The sequence below is a fragment of the Chloroflexus sp. genome (assembly GCF_034434295.1).
Classification (GTDB): Bacteria; Chloroflexota; Chloroflexia; order Chloroflexales; family Chloroflexaceae; genus Chloroflexus.
Window position 1 is genome coordinate 1 of sequence record NZ_DAOTZQ010000025.1, and the last position, 16,426, is coordinate 16,426.

9 protein-coding genes and 1 tRNA gene are annotated in these 16,426 nt (G+C 55.6%); 4 read left to right on the top strand and 6 right to left on the bottom strand.

What is annotated here, in order from left to right:
- Positions 1-3,353: adenylate/guanylate cyclase domain-containing protein (locus tag VAE57_RS04060; RefSeq protein ID WP_322820623.1), on the bottom strand; the 3,353-nt coding region annotated here is incomplete at its 3' end.
- A 299-nt stretch (positions 3,354-3,652) separates the two neighbouring features.
- Here VAE57_RS04060 and nadA point away from each other — a divergent pair.
- Positions 3,653-4,624 carry a quinolinate synthase NadA gene (nadA, locus tag VAE57_RS04065; RefSeq protein ID WP_322820624.1) on the top strand — a complete coding sequence of 324 codons (972 nt, stop codon included), beginning with the start codon at positions 3,653-3,655 and terminating at the stop codon, positions 4,622-4,624.
- Between the two features lie 284 nt (positions 4,625-4,908).
- On the top strand, positions 4,909-6,561 hold the full coding sequence (gene nadB, locus VAE57_RS04070) for an L-aspartate oxidase (protein WP_322820625.1): 1,653 nt from the start codon (positions 4,909-4,911) through the stop codon (positions 6,559-6,561).
- A 1,199-nt stretch (positions 6,562-7,760) separates the two neighbouring features.
- Here the strand turns inward: nadB and VAE57_RS04075 are convergent.
- Positions 7,761-7,976 (bottom strand): hypothetical protein, encoded by a 216-nt coding sequence (locus tag VAE57_RS04075; protein WP_322820626.1) that lies wholly within the window; start codon positions 7,974-7,976, stop codon positions 7,761-7,763.
- Between the two features lie 1,109 nt (positions 7,977-9,085).
- Complete coding sequence (locus VAE57_RS04080) at positions 9,086-9,874, bottom strand: DUF4397 domain-containing protein (RefSeq protein ID WP_322820627.1); 789 nt, start codon at positions 9,872-9,874, stop codon at positions 9,086-9,088.
- A 643-nt stretch (positions 9,875-10,517) separates the two neighbouring features.
- Here VAE57_RS04080 and VAE57_RS04085 point away from each other — a divergent pair.
- A tRNA-Arg gene (locus VAE57_RS04085) sits at positions 10,518-10,594 on the top strand.
- Positions 10,595-11,082: 488 nt separating this feature from the next.
- Here the strand turns inward: VAE57_RS04085 and VAE57_RS04090 are convergent.
- From VAE57_RS04090 to trpS, 3 genes are all read right to left on the bottom strand, one after another.
- On the bottom strand, positions 11,083-11,649 hold the full coding sequence (locus VAE57_RS04090) for a methylated-DNA--[protein]-cysteine S-methyltransferase (protein WP_322820628.1): 567 nt from the start codon (positions 11,647-11,649) through the stop codon (positions 11,083-11,085).
- 198 nt (positions 11,650-11,847) lie between these two features.
- A complete protein-coding gene (gene trpE, locus VAE57_RS04095; RefSeq protein WP_322820629.1) occupies positions 11,848-13,359 on the bottom strand; it encodes an anthranilate synthase component I in 1,512 nt (503 codons plus the stop codon).
- 8 nt (positions 13,360-13,367) lie between these two features.
- A complete protein-coding gene (gene trpS, locus VAE57_RS04100; RefSeq protein WP_012257293.1) occupies positions 13,368-14,378 on the bottom strand; it encodes a tryptophan--tRNA ligase in 1,011 nt (336 codons plus the stop codon).
- A gap of 80 nt (positions 14,379-14,458) precedes the next feature.
- Between trpS and VAE57_RS04105 the strand changes: the two genes are divergently transcribed.
- A complete protein-coding gene (locus VAE57_RS04105; RefSeq protein ID WP_322820630.1) occupies positions 14,459-16,411 on the top strand; it encodes a hypothetical protein in 1,953 nt (650 codons plus the stop codon).
- Positions 16,412-16,426: the final 15 nt, after the last annotated feature.

Consider the following 16,426-nt stretch of genomic DNA (forward strand, 5'->3'; position numbering starts at 1 on the left):
GCTCTGGCCTGATCCGTCAGACTATTACTCTGCACAGCCAGCCTGTAACCGATATTCGCCCATTCCATTGCATGAGTGTAATCGCCAGTGCGGTAGGCAATCCCCGCACCGAGCAGGTAACAGCGGGCGGTTTCGGCCAACAACCCTTGATGAGCATGGGACATCCCTTCGGTTAACAGCGCAAACGCCTGCTGGTAGTTCGAGCGTCGCTCTTCGACCGAGGCCAGCATACGGTGCAGGCGCAACCAGCGCTCGCTTACCGGCTGGTCAGCAGGAGGCAGGCTTAACTGAAGTGCTTCCCGAAAATTCCGCTCAGCTTCATCATATTCACCCAATGTCAGATGAATATCGCCAATTGCTTCATGAATTTCGGCGACCCGGTCGATCAAGCGATTTGGCTCCCACACTGTCGCCAGGTACGGCGCAATTTTCAGGGCCGTTGTGTACAGCGCCAGTGCATCGCGATTGGCAAAGCGACGATGTGCTTGAGCGGCAGCCAGGAGATGGTAATGCAATGCCGGTTGCCACTCTTCGGCCTGCAAAAAATGCCACGCCAGCACTGCGTATTGTTCTTCAAGTTGATGCGCAGCAATCTCTTCGATCCGCCGGGCCACACGGGCGTGTAACATGCGCCGGCGAGCGTACAGAATGCCCTCGTAGGCAACATCACGCAACAGTGCATGCCGGAAGATGTAGGCCAGAATACGCTCCTGCTGATCGGCCTGGATCAATTCATGCTCGATCAAGCGCTCCAGGCTCTCGTCAAGTACCGGCGGGTTAGAGTAGACGCCCTCTACCACCGGGCGCTGAAAGCGTCGGCCAATGACTGAAGCAACCTGCACCAGCTCCTGACGTGGTTCATCCAGACGGTCGAGGCGGGCAATGAGCAACCCTTCAATACTGCGGGGTAGCTCGATCTTTTCAACCGGACGAGCCAATCGCCACGCAGCACCTGCGCTGTCGCGAATCAACAGCCGGTCACGAACTAATGCCCGTACCAATTCCTCGATGAAGAAGGGATTACCCTGAGTACGATCCAACAGCGGCAACATCTCTTCCGGCGGCGGTCCGCCGAGCAGTGCTTCTAACAGCGCCCGGCTGTCTTCTGGACGTAGCTCACCTAATTCGACGCGAATGGTGTGGGGAAGATCATCCCATGGGGCTGGTGATGCCATTTCAGGACGATAGGTTAGTAACAAGACCAGGCGACGACCTGAAACAACTTTACTCAACCGCTCCAGCACCTCAAGCGATGGCGAATCGGCCCAATGGCAATCTTCCAGGATCAGTAGAAGCGACTCACGAGTAGCCAGACGGAGAAAGATCTCAACCAATAGCTCTTGCAATCGATCATGGCGTTGTTGAGGAGACAACCCGGCAGTTAAGGGTGTATCAGCAATCGGCAGTCCCAGTGCATCGGCCAGCAGCGGTGCGAAGCGGCTGAGTTCCGGTACCAGGTGCTCAAGGCGATGTACGACATTGGCTGCTAATTGATCTGGCGCACTCCGTGCATCAAGACCCAGTGCACTGATCAATGGTGCGCGGATCGCCGCATAGGCGGTACGTTGTTCGTAACTTTGACAATCGCCAAAGAGAATGGTGAACGATGGAACATCCTCATGGTCATCCTGAATAGCCGTCGAGTCGATGACCAATCGCTGAATTGCCTCCTCGGCCAGTCGTGATTTACCGGCACCTGCTTCACCAACCAGTGCAATCGTGGCTCCACGTCCGCGCAACGCAATACGGGCTGTTGTCAACACCTGTTCCAGCTCGGCATCACGTCCGATCAGAGGTGCTACCGCCAGTTGCTCATCGTCATGGCGGTTAGAGACGGGGGCAATGCTGACAACCTGCGCCGGTGTAACCGGTTCACTGAGTCCTTTCAAGGTCAGTGGTACAGCAGCCTGCAAGACAACCTGATCCTGCACGGCAATCTGCGAGCTTGGCGAGAGGTAGATAGCCCCTTCCGGAGCGGCTGCCATCAGACGTGCGGCCAGATTCACCGCCGGCCCCATAACGGTATATTCATAACGTGCCGCACCACCAACCCGCCCGGCAAAGACGGTACCGGTATTAATGCCGATCTTCTGAGCCAGTGGCGGAGCAAGGGTTCCCGCTAACTTACCAATCTCCTGGTTTGCATCATGGATGGCTGTACGCAATTCAAGGGCACACCGTACAGCACGGATCGGATCGTCTTCGTGGGCGGTAGGCGCACCGAACAAGGCCATGAGTTTATCACCGTGGGTATACATATCCACTTTGTTGATGATACCCTCGTAGTGATGAACTACTGCCTGTACACGTCGATAGTAGGCATTGAAGATAGCCGCCGCTAATTCCGGATCGCTATCGAGCTTGATAAGATAGCGGGAAAAATCGTAAACGTTGGCGAAGAGCACGGTCACCGGGCGAAATTCACCCAATTCGCCGGCAGCAGGATCGAGAAAACGCCGTGGTAAGCGGTGGACAAGATAGGGCTGGAGGGCATTGAGCTGGCGGGCCAGACGATTCAACGTTGCCAGATCGTCCGGGCCACTAAGCGACCAGGTTAACGACGGCACCGACGGAATTACTGTTGGTTGCAGTTCACGGAGGTGATAAAACCCTGCCTGACGAGGTTCAACGTGATACCCTGTGATACGCAGTAGCGTTTGCTCACTAATAACAACCTCACCTGGTGCAGCAATCTCTTGTGCCAACGCAACCCGGTTAACTTCCGGCCCGGTGACTACCAGTTCAATATGGCTCTGATCGCCAACCTCAGCAGCAAAGACTCGCCCGGCATGCACACCAACCCGCAACCGTAAAGAAAAATCACCCACGCGTGTGGGTAGATGAGCAAATTCCTCCATCTGGCGCTGCATCGCCAGTGCCGCAGTACAGGCTGCAATGGCATGATCATTGCCCAGCATCGTGGTATCAAAGAAAACGGTCAGTGCATCACCACCAAACTTGAGCAATACCCCACCCCGCATCTGCGCTTCGTGCAGCAAGGCGGCAAACAATCGGTTAACGATAGCCGAAACCTCTTCTGCCCCCTGGCGACCTAACTCTGACAGGCGCTCTGACAGCGCGGTAAAACCGGAGAGGTCAGCGAACAGGAGCGATCCTTCCCAAAACGAGCCACCAGTACGACCGGGCTGCGGATCAGCTAGTTGTTGGTGAACAATACGCGCCGGAATATAGGCAGCGTGCGCTGTCAGCCTGGCACGTAAATCACTGCCCAGGTGCGCACGTACTCCGGCGGGTAAATCGCCGGTTGTGATCAAATCGGCAAGCTGATGTGGCTCAAGGTAGCCTTCCAGATCACGCCATTCAGGCAACTGCCCGGTCATTATCGTTTCCATATACTACTCCAACGACGCGGAAGGCATTTATCTGCATATACCTAAACGACTCGTCGCCGAAGTTTGTTTCGAGGTTATGCCCAGCAGATGGTAATAGTGCAGAGGATGACACATCTCTGCATAGCTACGACTCGCTCTGATAGACCTATTGTGCAGCTAAAGTCGGCAAAAGAGAAGGGGAAAAAAGGACTAGTTGGCTAACATTTTTGTTAGTGACCTCTTGACAATATCTCGTCAGCGGTGTATACTCATCGCAATTGTTAAAAGTGTAATAATAACACTAAATCGGAGAATATCTCATGGTCGCCCAGATCTACGAAACAACCGGTGAAACGGCTACTAGCCTCATCGCCGAAATTGCTGACCTCCGGCGCCAACGCAACGCGATCATCCTGGCGCATAATTACGAATACGGCGAAATTCAGGAGATTGCCGATTATGTCGGCGATTCGCTGGGTATGGCACAGGCCGCAGCTCAGACCGACGCTGATGTCATTGTGGTGTGCGGTGTCTACTTTATGGCCGAGACTGCCGCCATCCTTAATCCGCAGCGGACGGTACTTATTCCCGATGCAAACGCCGGCTGCTCGCTGGCCGACTCGATTACCGTAGAGCAGTTACGAGCGTGGAAAGCAGCGAATCCAGGTGCAGTTGTTGTAAGTTATGTAAACACCAGTGCTGCTGTCAAGGCAGAAAGTGATTATTGCTGCACGTCGGGCAATGCCGAGCGGGTTATTAACGCCATTCCCGCCGATAAAACCATCTTGTTTTTGCCTGATATGTTTCTCGGCAGTTATCTACGCCACAAAACAGGACGACCGCTCAAGATTTGGGCCGGCGAGTGTCACGTCCATGCCGCCATCCGGCCAACCATGATCGAACAGAAGCGAGCGGCAATGCCTGACGCCGAGTTTCTGATTCACCCTGAATGTGGCTGTGTGAGTAGCGCAATGGATTATGTGGCTCGCGGCGCCATTGATAGTCGGGGCACGCATATTCTCTCCACCGAGGGTATGATTGCGCATGTCAACCGCTCACCGGCCAGCCGTTTTGTGGTTGCCACCGAGATTGGTGTGCTCCACCGAATGCGCAAAGCCAATCCGCATAAGCAGTTTGTTCCCATCGATGAGTCGATAAGCTGTCGCTACATGAAGCTGATTACCCTGGCAAAGGTACGCGACAGTCTACGCGACCTGCGCGAACAGGTGACAGTACCGCCGGAGATTGCCGAACGGGCCCGAATCGCCATTGATCGGATGCTGGCGTTGTAGACCTGTGCAGTTTTAACATAGCCCAGGTTGCAACCTTTATCACCACAGAGGCACAGAGGACACAGAGGATGGGCATAATCCGAGAGCTACCACAGGGCGTGATGTAGTGCGTCGATGGGAATTGGCAACGACCCATATGGTTCATACGGTTATGCTCCACAGTATTGTGCACAGCGTCGTGCTGTTCATCATGGCAGTCAGCCTCATGTGGTCTGCTCACAGCAAAGGTGTCAACTTTAGTTAACATTTTTGAAGAATTCACCTCACACCCGGCAGAGGAGCATATGATAGAAGCCTTTCCTACTCAGCGCAGCATTTTGCAGCGCATGCCATCGGTACGCGACCGCTTTGTTGATGTTCTGGTGATTGGCGCCGGCGCAGCCGGTCTCACTGCGGCGCTGGCCGCGGCAGCCCGCGGTGCGTGCGTGCTCGTCCTGGCACGTGGTTCACTCCCCGAAAGTAACTCGGCCTGGGCTCAGGGGGGGATTGCTGCTGCGTTGGACCCAGCCGACTCGCCGGGCATTCATGTTGCCGACACTCTTACTGCCGGGGCCGGCTTGTGTGATCCGGCTGCCGTGGCAGTGCTTGCCCACGAAGCACCAGCGCTGATGCGTGAACTGGCGATGTTGGGGGTACCTTTTGAGCGGGATGCCGATCAATTTGCGTTAGGGCTGGAAGGAGGACATTCCCGGCGGCGCATTGTTCATGTCGGCGACGCAACCGGGCGGGCCGTAACCCAGGTGTTGATCGAGCGAGTGCGTGCCACGCCGCTCATCAGTGTACGCGAGCAGGCCCAGGCGGTCGAATTGTTAACTGCCGATGAGCGCGTGGTCGGGGCGCTGGTACGCCAGGCTGATGGGTCGTGGTGGCGAGTGTTGGCGGCGGCAACTGTGCTGGCTAGCGGCGGCACCGGTGCATTGTACGGGTTAACCAGTAATCAACCAACAGCACTCGGCGAAGGCATTGCACTGGCCTACCGCGCTGGAGCCGAGATTGCTGATATGGAGTTTGTACAATTCCATCCCACGGTCTATCGTACCCGCGCCGGTTATGGCTTTCTGATCACCGAAGCTGCCCGTGGTGAGGGTGGAATACTCTACACGCCAACCGGTCGACGCTTTATGCCGGCCTATGATCCGCGTGCTGAACTGGCACCCCGCGATGTGGTAACGCGCGGCATTGTTGCAGCGATGCAGGAGGAAGGCAGCGATCACGTCTTGCTCGATTTGACCCATCTGCCACCTGATCGGATCGAGCATCATTTTCCGACCATTTGTGCCCGTTTACGGGCCGACGGTATTGATCCGGTGCGTGATCCCATCCCGGTGGCCCCGGCAGCCCACTATCTCATGGGAGGGGTACGTACCGATTTGAGCGGCGCAACCAATCTACCAGGACTCTTCGCTGCCGGTGAAGTCGCCTGTACGGGTGTACATGGCGCAAATCGGCTGGCCAGCAACTCGTTACTCGAATGCCTGGTCTTTGGTCGCCGGGCTGGCGAAGCCGCCGCTGCCTATCGCGGGCAGGCCGTTCCCGTGCCTGATCCGCTTCCGATAGCACCAATCACCGCGCCACTTCCTGCTGATTGGCGCTCTGCACTGGCCGAGATCATGCGAGCTGCCGGTCCGTTGCGAGACGGGGCATCGCTCCGGAGCGCACTGGCGAGGCTGGTAAAGTGGCCAATGAGTGCCGGACCAGATGAAGCCGATCACATCACCGCCGTTAATGCCGGGCTGACAGCACGGCTCATCGTCACTGCGGCCCTGCTGCGTACCGAGAGCCGTGGTGGTCACTTCCGACAGGATTACCCGCAATCAGAGGAAGCATGGCGCAAACATACCATCCTTCGCCGTGACGCCGAACCCGCGTTTGTGCCGACGATTGCACCGCCAACGGCGGTCAGTCACGAGCGGCAGGGGACGCATGTCTTGATCTGAATATCAAATCGGGTCTATCAGAAGTCATCGCTCGTGATTTCACCACCACGTCGGCAGTGGTGAGCGCAGATACAGAGAACGGCAGTTACGCTGCACACGCCATGGTATCACGCGCTGGTGTGGATACGGTTTCCCGAACGGATTACCCGTGGCACACGGTTTGACGTGTAGAAGCCAGGCTGCCGCATGCACCACACGTACCGGCAGGTGCGGGTTACAGCACGTACTGGCACGGGTACGTGCTCCTTGACGGGGATACATGAGCGCGGGCCGGCAGTCCGCCCTATGGGAACAAAACGCCATGCAGGGGCTAGGCTGACTAAGGACGATTGAGAGACTCGGTGATGATGCACCGTACTGGTCAAGATTTGATCTGACGTGTTCAATTCCGCGGGTAAGATGGACGAAAGCCCGGCTTATATGAAATCTTCACTGATACTGTGCATTACTGCTCATACCACTCATCGCTGCTCATCAGTCCGGTGATGGCTATTGCTTCGCTCCGAGGGGTGGAACCCGCCCCCCCCGCTCACACCCGACCAGCTCATTACGGACGAGCAAGCCTGACAGGCGTGCGATGCCCACATGTTGTCTTCGTGATCCGCGGAGCAACTGCCGCAACCTGCGCCTGATCGTAAGCACGGCTGCTGCACGCCAAACGCCGCGAGACAGGTAATCCTGGCTGGCAACGTTATCCACACCGAGACGTGATCTAACGTTGGGCGGAGCGAGAACACTGATACGGCGCATCCGCAGTACAGGGAGAGGTGGTGCACCTGGGCTGAGATTCCGCATACTGCTAGATGTGCTCATATCATAATCCTAGATAATGTCTGCAAGGTGTCTTGTGACCTGTGGATCAACCGCTGCGACCCGCACCGGAGCGAAAGCACGGCTAGCGCGGCAGCGTGGCTGACATACGCCAGGTAACGCGCCACGGGGAACTCTATCTGGCAATGGTATCCACACCGAGACGTGATCCAATGTCGGGCGAAGCGGGAACGCTGGTTCGGCATATCGGTAGTGCGACACTTCAGCCCGAAGGTGTTCCCTGAACCAGGCCCACCTTTGCACAAGAGCTGGTATCACTCCCGGAAACACCCCACACACGCACGGTGTCGCACTCTGCCTTAAACAGAGGTCACACCCTTATCTAACATTTAACGGCTGCAAACCGCTGCTAAACAATAGATCGAGAATCAATCGGCCGCTACGTCCCCAATGCGACCAAACTGCTCCTCGTCATGATCTCGCGGAGACCAGGCTTTTTCATCTACGATCAATTCAATCGTTTTGAAACGGCGACCAGTCTCGAGATCATATCGATAGCGAACACAGACGAGACGATCCCCATACATTGCCTGTAGCTTCTTTGTACCACGCTGACCGGGTTTCAGTTTGAGACGAGTGCGCATTGCAGGCTCCATCGAACGTCTACGACAAGTATTGGTATCAGGATAGTGATTCGGTGTTATGCAGTTGTTACCAAAAGGTTAAGATAGAGCCTGAAGTTTCAGTTTTGCCCGGTGACACTAGAACTTAACCCAAGTTACCACTTACGCTGTCAGCAAGCCACGTGAGACTGACTGCTATGATGAACAGTATCCTCGTGACCAGCCGGATCAACGGCGTACCACACACCGAATCGTAAGCACGGCTGCGGCGGCAGCATGACTGCCGCACTCCACACCGCGCAACACACGCATAACGGGCGGGTAAGGCAACCAATCCAGAGCGTGATGGGAGATGGGCGTCAGCCCTCCTTGTTGCCATACCGGTAGATTGGAAGCAGGATATACTGTCGTTGGTGATTGGCAAGCGTCTATGAGCCTGTGTGATGGTCGGGTTGCACGGCAGCACAGCTTTTATGAAATAACTCAAGTTGCGACCTTTATCACCACAGAGACACGGAGGACACAGAGGAGGGTGTAAACTGGGTTAATTCCGTGAGGCGTGACAAAGTATGTCCATAGGCACTGGCTGCTCATCGCATCGTTCATGCGGTTACGCCACACGGTGTTGCGTGCAATGTCGTGATGTTCCTGGCAGTCAGCCTTCGTGGCCTGCTCGCAGTATAGGTAGCAACTTGGGAGAAATAAGTCCTACTGCGCCGCAAGTGCTACGACGATAGCCAGGATCAAAAAATCAACAACCCAAAACCTGCATCACCCTCACCAGTATGAGGTGGTACTTCGGTTCGCACGTAGATAACTGGCGGCGATACTGAGCGAGGGAGCGCTATCCCTACCATTGTTGCACCCACGAATACAATGAGACCAGGCAGAGCAAGGGTTATCAGCAAGGGTTATCATAGCGTCCCTCCTTAAAGTGTTATTCTTACACTATTTACCTTGATAAAAGAAAGAGGTGTTCGGCAACCTCTTATTGTCAATTATACACTACATGTAATGTCAAGTACAAATCAGGAGCGACTGTTACATCGCTCCTGATCGAGACGTGAGGTTACTGATCCAAATGGTTCAGGCGACGTTACTCTCTCACAACCAGACGTGCGCAGAGCAGACTAGCGCATGCTGCGGCGCACGGTCAATCCACCAACGACAGTCAATGCCAGTGCCATCACCAACAGAGCAACCAGCGGCAGGGTCTCACCACCAGTTGTCGGCAGCGCTGCCGGTGCAGCCGTCGTGACCGGTGCAGTCACCGCAAGCTGAGGAGTGATGTTGGTCACGAAGTTGGTGGCGAAGACACTGTAAATCTGACCGGCATCAACAGTCGTTCCCGCCAGGTTAATCACAACAGCATCACCACCTGCTGGCGTTACCTGCAAATCATAGGTACCTGCCGGCACTTCGAGGTAGTCGCTGGCATTGGGGAAGGCAAGATTGCTGATCAGCGTGGTGCCATTCGCCAGCTTAACATCTACCGCCGGCGCATCGGGGGAGAAGTGATACACGCGCACTTTTGCCTGACCAGCCGCAGGAGCGCTCAGGTTATCAACGATGACTTGAGGTTGAATGCTGGCCACAGGCCCAACCGCAGCAACCGTGTAAGCACGGCCGGCTTCAATGGTCAGATTCGCATCAATCACCGCTGAACCAGCACCGGCCCCGGTTGGTGCAACCTGTACCCGGTAGGTACCCGCCGGTAAGTCGAGATACGGGCTGGCAGCGAAGAAGCCTACGTTTGTGAGCACCGCATTGCCATTGACAAACACATCTACTGCGGGCGCATCGGGTGAAGCGTGAATGACGCGAACTTTGGCATTACCACCTTGGGCAAAGGCTGCCGGAACGATCAAAAGAGCGAACAGCAACGCCGTGGTCAGAGCGGTGAACAGTTTACGAGCCATGAAACACTCCTCCTTGTACAATTATGATTCCCTTTTGTTCCAGAATTGCCAACCTTTTGACAATTGATTGCACAATTTCTGGCTTCACCTCTCTTTACGCAGGAGGGTGATAAGTGGATGTATGCAAAACGTGAGTTCTTTCATTTCATCAAAGTGGCGTTATATCGTCTGGTATATCCCAGGGAGAGCGACACGATTCTCTCTGCCGAACGTAAGGTATACCGGCTGAACGTTCTGGCTTCGGCCACGCTCAGCAAGGATGGTAGTGCCAGGAATGACCTTAAATCCGGTGTAACAAGAGTCACGTACCGGCACGGTATGCGCTGCGATCTGCACCTGCCGGTGTGTGCGGTGGGTATGGCAGCGTGGCTGCCGCACGTCGAACAATGCGTCACCGGCAACCCAACCTGAACACCGTATCCACATCGGCAGGTCATACCACGGTGTGTACAGCAGAAACGCCGGTCGCTGCCGGCGTGATGGTGCGCTTACGAGTGATGACTTCTACATCAGGTGAGGGTGTCATTCAATGGAACGCATCGTGCATGACACGTAAGACAGGTTCTGGCATGGCAGGAAAACCTCCAGCAGGCATTTGCATCATGAGCCAAACTATGATATAATGCACGGGCAAACGGAATACGACCCCGTAGCTCAGTGGATTAGAGCGTTTCCCTGCGGAGGAAAAGGTCGTGCGTTCGAATCGCACCGGGGTCGCCAGTAAGCTCACCACATTTGGTGGGCTTATATCTTTTCAGCGATGTCGCCGATCACTTCTTCTAGCAGCGCCAGGCAATGCATCTGTCGTGCCTACGCATGCTCTTTTATGTCAAATTTTCATAAACATGGGGTCATCAATCGTCGTTGGGGCATCTACCCCTTCCCTCCGATCCGCACACCCCTCACACACCGTTAGATTCACGTCTGGTCAGTCTGGTTCGATACGACGCGACTGATCGTAGCGCCATCACCATCAAGGGCACCGCTGTAGCACGCATCTGATCGCGAGCGCGACTGTTGCGGCAGCCATGCTGTCGCACTCCAAACCAGGCGGATACGGGGAACCCTCTCGGTAACGGTATCCACTCCAGCGTGTGATCCCACGACATGTACAGCGATCACACTGGTTCCACACCTCTGTGATCAGGTGCGGTACCAGCATGATCGTGGTATAGCGTGTCATGACCGCTGTAGCACCAGATTTGATACTACAGAAGCGGCAGGAATACTCCTTCAAGTGCCAGCAACGCACGTTTGCGCTCTATCCCCCAGCGAAAGCCATGGAGTCTGCCATCGCTCCCCAGGGCACGATGACAGGGCACCACTATCGCCAGAGAGTTACTCGCACAGGCCCGTCCGACTGCCCGTGCAGCGCTGGTTGGTAATCCTAACTCCTGAGCTAACTGACCGTAGGTACGGGTACTCCCACGCGGGATTGTACAAAGCACCTGCCAGACCAGTTGTTGAAAGGGAGTACCAATTGGATCAAGGGGTAAGGCCGGGAGCGGTGCCTCGTTACGCAGATAGGCTGCAATTGCCGATGCCGCAGTCTCCGCCAGCACACCAGCAGCATTAGTACCCGCTACTGAAAAGCTGGCGTGGAGTGTAGCCAGCAGTGATGCGTCATCATCACCTAGATAGACTGCACGGAGACCGCTATCGGTCGCAGCTACCAACACTCGACCGAGAGGACTATCTGCATATGCAACCTCTTGTATCGGTCTGACACAAGTAGCACGTTTATCATCTCGTGCTTGAGAATCGTGATTTATCATGGGGTCAACATCCGATCAGCTATTGCCGGCATTACCCAACTGCAACCCTGTGCGATATATCGCTGGCACGTAGTCAACATCGTTAGCCAGAGAAGCCCATCATGTCTTCAGCTCACGGGGGCGAAAACACAACCCGCCCCCCGTGAGCTGCGGCACGTGTATTCATCTGGTGCAACACTCTAAGCTGCGAGCCAGCCTCTAACCACCAGCCTGTAGCTCTTCGGCCAGATCGATAGCCCGCAACGAAGCGGCTGCTTTATTACAGCTTTCGTTGAACTCATACTCCGGCGTACTGTCGGCCACCACACCGGCAGCGGCCTGGGCATAGGCAATACCGTCTTTGACAATCAGTGTACGCAGTGCAATACAGGTATCGAGGTCACCGTTAAAACCGAGATGACCAACGGCACCGGCATAAATCCCCCGCTGCTCACCTTCAAGTTCGGCAATGATCTCCATCGACCGAATCTTCGGGGCGCCGGTCACGGTGCCGGCAGGGAAGCAGGCCCGCAATGCATCGATAGGTTTCAGATCGGCTCGTAACAGACCGGTCACTTCTGACACAATATGTTGAACGTGGCTATACTTCTCGATGGTCATGAACACCGGCACCTGAACGGTACCGGACTGGCTGATGCGGCCCAGATCATTGCGCCCCAGATCAACCAGCATCAGATGTTCAGCCCGCTCCTTTTCATCGGCCAGGAGATCGGCAGCCAGTTGTTCATCTTCAGCCGCATCACGACCTCGCCAGCGGGTACCAGCGATGGGGCGCGTGGTCACCTTTCCATCGCGGACCTGCACCAGCATTTCAGGCGATGCACCAACCAGATCACCTTCACCGGTACGGATGTAAAACATGTACGGTGAAGGATTGATCGTGCGCAATGCCCGATAGATGGTGAAGCTATCGGCGCTGGTGGCTTTGCTGAAGCGCTGCGAAATCTGCACCTGGAAGATGTCCCCGGCCATGATATACTCTTTCGCCCGTAGCACCGCCGCCTTAAATTCGGCCTCAGTTCGATTCGAGACGATAGGATTGCTCATCACCCGCGCCGGTGTGTTGTGTGGTTCGTAATTGCGCAGGCTCAAGCCAATACCCGGCGGTAGCGGACGTTGTAAACGAGCGATCAGGGTCTCGATCCGCTGCACGGCACGCTGATACTCAGCGGCAAGGTCTTCGACATCAAGATGAACGTGCGAAATAACGATAATCTTGTGGCGCACGTGATCAAAGGCTAGCAGCGTATCAACAAACATCCACCAGCTATCGGGCATATCGTATGGGCGTACTGGAGGTACCGGCAGGCGCTCGAAATAGCGCGCCGACTCATAATTGAGATAGCCAACCGCACCACCGACAAAGATCGGTAGATTGGGCAAGCGAATCGGGCGGTAGGCGTTTAGATAACTTTCCAGCACTATCAACGGATCGGTGTAGGTGAGTGTCTGCTTGTAACCGCCATGGGTCGCCTGGGCCACACCATCGTGCATACGCAGCACCATATACGGATCGCTACCGATAAACGAGTAGCGACCGATATTCTGACCGCCAGTCACGCTTTCGAGAAGAAAGCCCAACCCGCCCTGGGCAATCTTGAGATAGGCTGATACTGGTGTCTCCAGATCAGCCATAATCTCGCGATAAATGGGGCAGAGATTACCCTGCTGGCGCAACTCCTGTAATTGATCGAGGGTTGGATAGTACATACATGTCCTTATCTACGGTCATTGGGTAATACGAAGCCTACCCGCTCAAGGATAAGCGTCATCTTCGGCTCAGCCACGGCACGAGCCTGTTCGGCACCAATCGCCAGGATACGATCAAGCTCCGCCGGATCGTTCATCAACTGGTAGTAGCGCTCGCGGATCGGGCGCAACGACTCAATCACTACCTCGGTGAGTTCTCGCTTCAGCGCACCATACCCCTTACCGGCAAAGTGTGCTTCGATCTCTGGCCGGCTACGCCCGGTCAGCAATTCATAGATTTGCAAAAGATTATTCACCCCGGCACGATCAGGGTCATCACTAAAGCGAATCTCGTTGTAGGAGTCGGTGACTGCCCGCTTGATCGCCCAGCGAATCTCATCGGGATCGTCAACAATGCGGATCGCATGACCACGGGTTGTTTCCGATTTGCTCATCTTGACTGTCGGATCGTTAAGCCCCATAATGCGGGCGCCGCTCTCGCGAATGACTGGTTTGGGAATCACAAAGGTTTCCCCGAAGAGATAATTGAAGCGCTGCGCGAGATCGCGGGTCAGCTCGATATGCTGCTTCTGATCCTCGCCAACCGGCACCTCGTCGGCATCGTAGAGCAGAATGTCTGCCGCCATCAAGACCGGATAGGTGAGCAAACCGGTCATCACGCTCTCTTGCTTCTGCGCTTTCGTCTTGTACTGAGTCATGCGTTCAAGCCAGCCGAGTGGTGTGATACAACTGAACACCCATGAACACTCGGCATGCGCCCGCACATGACTCTGCACAAAGAGCGTCGTCTGCTGCGGATCGATACCACAAGCCAGCAACAAGGCGGCTAACTCACGTGTCTGGCGACGCAAGTCGGCCGGGTCTTGCGGTACGGTGATCGCATGCAGATCGACGATACAGATGAAATTGGTCTTCTGGCCCTGCCCGGCAACCCATTGCTGGATCGCACCCAGATAGTTACCGATATGCAGGTTGCCCGACGGCTGAATGCCTGAGAAGACACGAGGTTTGCGCGTCATAGGGTTTCTCTCCTTAAGGCTACAATGCGAAGCATGCTATACTAAGCAATGTCAGGTATCGCTTTCATATCAGGTATGCAATGAAACGGTTTCTCTTCCTCTTCCTGCTGATCGCCGTACTTGGCGCCGTGAGTACACCAACACCGCCAGTACAGGCCGAGAGTGGTGCTAGTTTTATCAGCCTCAATCCAACGGTACAACCATTGCTCCCGACACCAGTTGCAATTCGGATCGATGATTATACAGGTCCAGCCCATCTTGTTGTATTCGACAGCCGTGCGCGCTTTGCCGGTGCTTTTCCGCTGACAGTCATCGATGGGCAGGGATGGGTTGAAGTAACGCCCCGTGGTGCGCTGGGTGCGCACTGGGCAGCTCTCTTCACTGCCGATGGCCAGATGGTAGCGAATGGAACGCTCTACCAGCTTGAAGCCGAGACCACACTGCGCAGCGGCGTGGCCGGCTACGACCGGTTGTACCCAACCGTTCGCCAATTCATGGCAGCCGACAGATTGAGCTATCTGCTTGATGGACAACCTGTAGCCGGTTATCGTTCGCCCGACAGCCCGTTGCTCTGGTTGCGCGATCACTACTACCAAAACCGGGCTTTTCGCTATTTTGAGCGTGATCTGCGCTCGCTGCCTGAAGCCTTTGCCCGCATCCAGGCCGAAGATGGTAGCCTGCCGGACTTTCTGGCTCGCCCGGAATGGGGGATTCCCGCCTTCCGCACGCCGGTTGAAGCCGATGTTGAATATCTGTTCGTTCAGTTGATCTTCGAGACCTGGCAGGTAACCGGTGACACTGAATGGATGTTGCGAATGTTGCCGGCAGCTCAACGCGCCATTGATTACACGATGCGTGATCCGCTGCGTTGGGATGCAACCCTGGGCCTGGTCAAGCGCCCCTTTACCATCGACACCTGGGACTTTGAATATGGCCCGCCGATGGTTAACCCGAACAACGGCGAGTTGGGGCCGCGTCACTGGATCGATGAGCAGACCAAATGGGGCATCTTCCACGGTGACAATACCGGTCTGGCGGCTGCGCTGCATGCCCTGGCACTGATGGAAGAGGCTGCCGGGCAGCGTGATCTGGCCGCAGTGCGCCGGATTATCGCTACCGATCTGATGACGCGCCTCAATGTGCTGAGCTGGAATGGACGCTTTTACACGCACCATGTGAAACTCGTTCCCTACGATGTTCCTGGTGTCGATGAAGCCAATCAATTAAGCCTCTCAAACGCAATTGCTCTCAATCGCGGTGTTTTAAGTGAGACGCAGGGACGAGCGATCATTGCCGAGTATCTGCGTCGATTGAATGACCCCAACCGGATTGCTTTTGCCGAATGGTATAGTATCGATCCTCCCTTCCCGGCAGGCGCCTTTGGTATGAATGGACGCCTGGGTGAGCGACCCGGCGAATATGTCAACGGTGGTGTCATGCCGCTCGTTGGCGGCGAACTGGCACGCGGCGCTTTTCGCTATGGCTACGAAGCGTATGGATTCAATATCTTGCAACGCTACATTGACCTGATTGAACGCACCGGTGCCACATATCTCTGGTACTACCCCACCGGCGGTATTGCCCCAGTCAACGAATTTTTACCAACCGACGGCTGGGGTTCCAGTGCAATGCTGGGAGCTTTGATCGAAGGCGCCGTCGGCATCGAAGACCGCTATATCGGCTTTCAGTCAGTCACCCTTTCCCCACGTTGGCCAGCCGATCCGGTATACGAAATTCGTGATGTCTACGCTGTCGCCCGCTACGCCGCCGGTGATGGGTATGTCGCTTACCGGTGGCAGTTAACACCGGCAAGCAATCTTCAACCGGCACGGCTTGAGCTGACAGCAACTGGAAGTGGTGAGTCATTTCGGTTACGTCTGCTCTTGCCATCCAACACAGAACCCAACATCGTGTTACTGAATGGTGCGCCTTCGCCGGTGAATATTGAGCAGATCGGGTTCAGCCGTTATCTGGTCATCGACGCGACCGGTCCAATCATCAACGGCGTGGCCACACTGAAACCCCGTCGCTAGTGCCGGGTGTCCCCA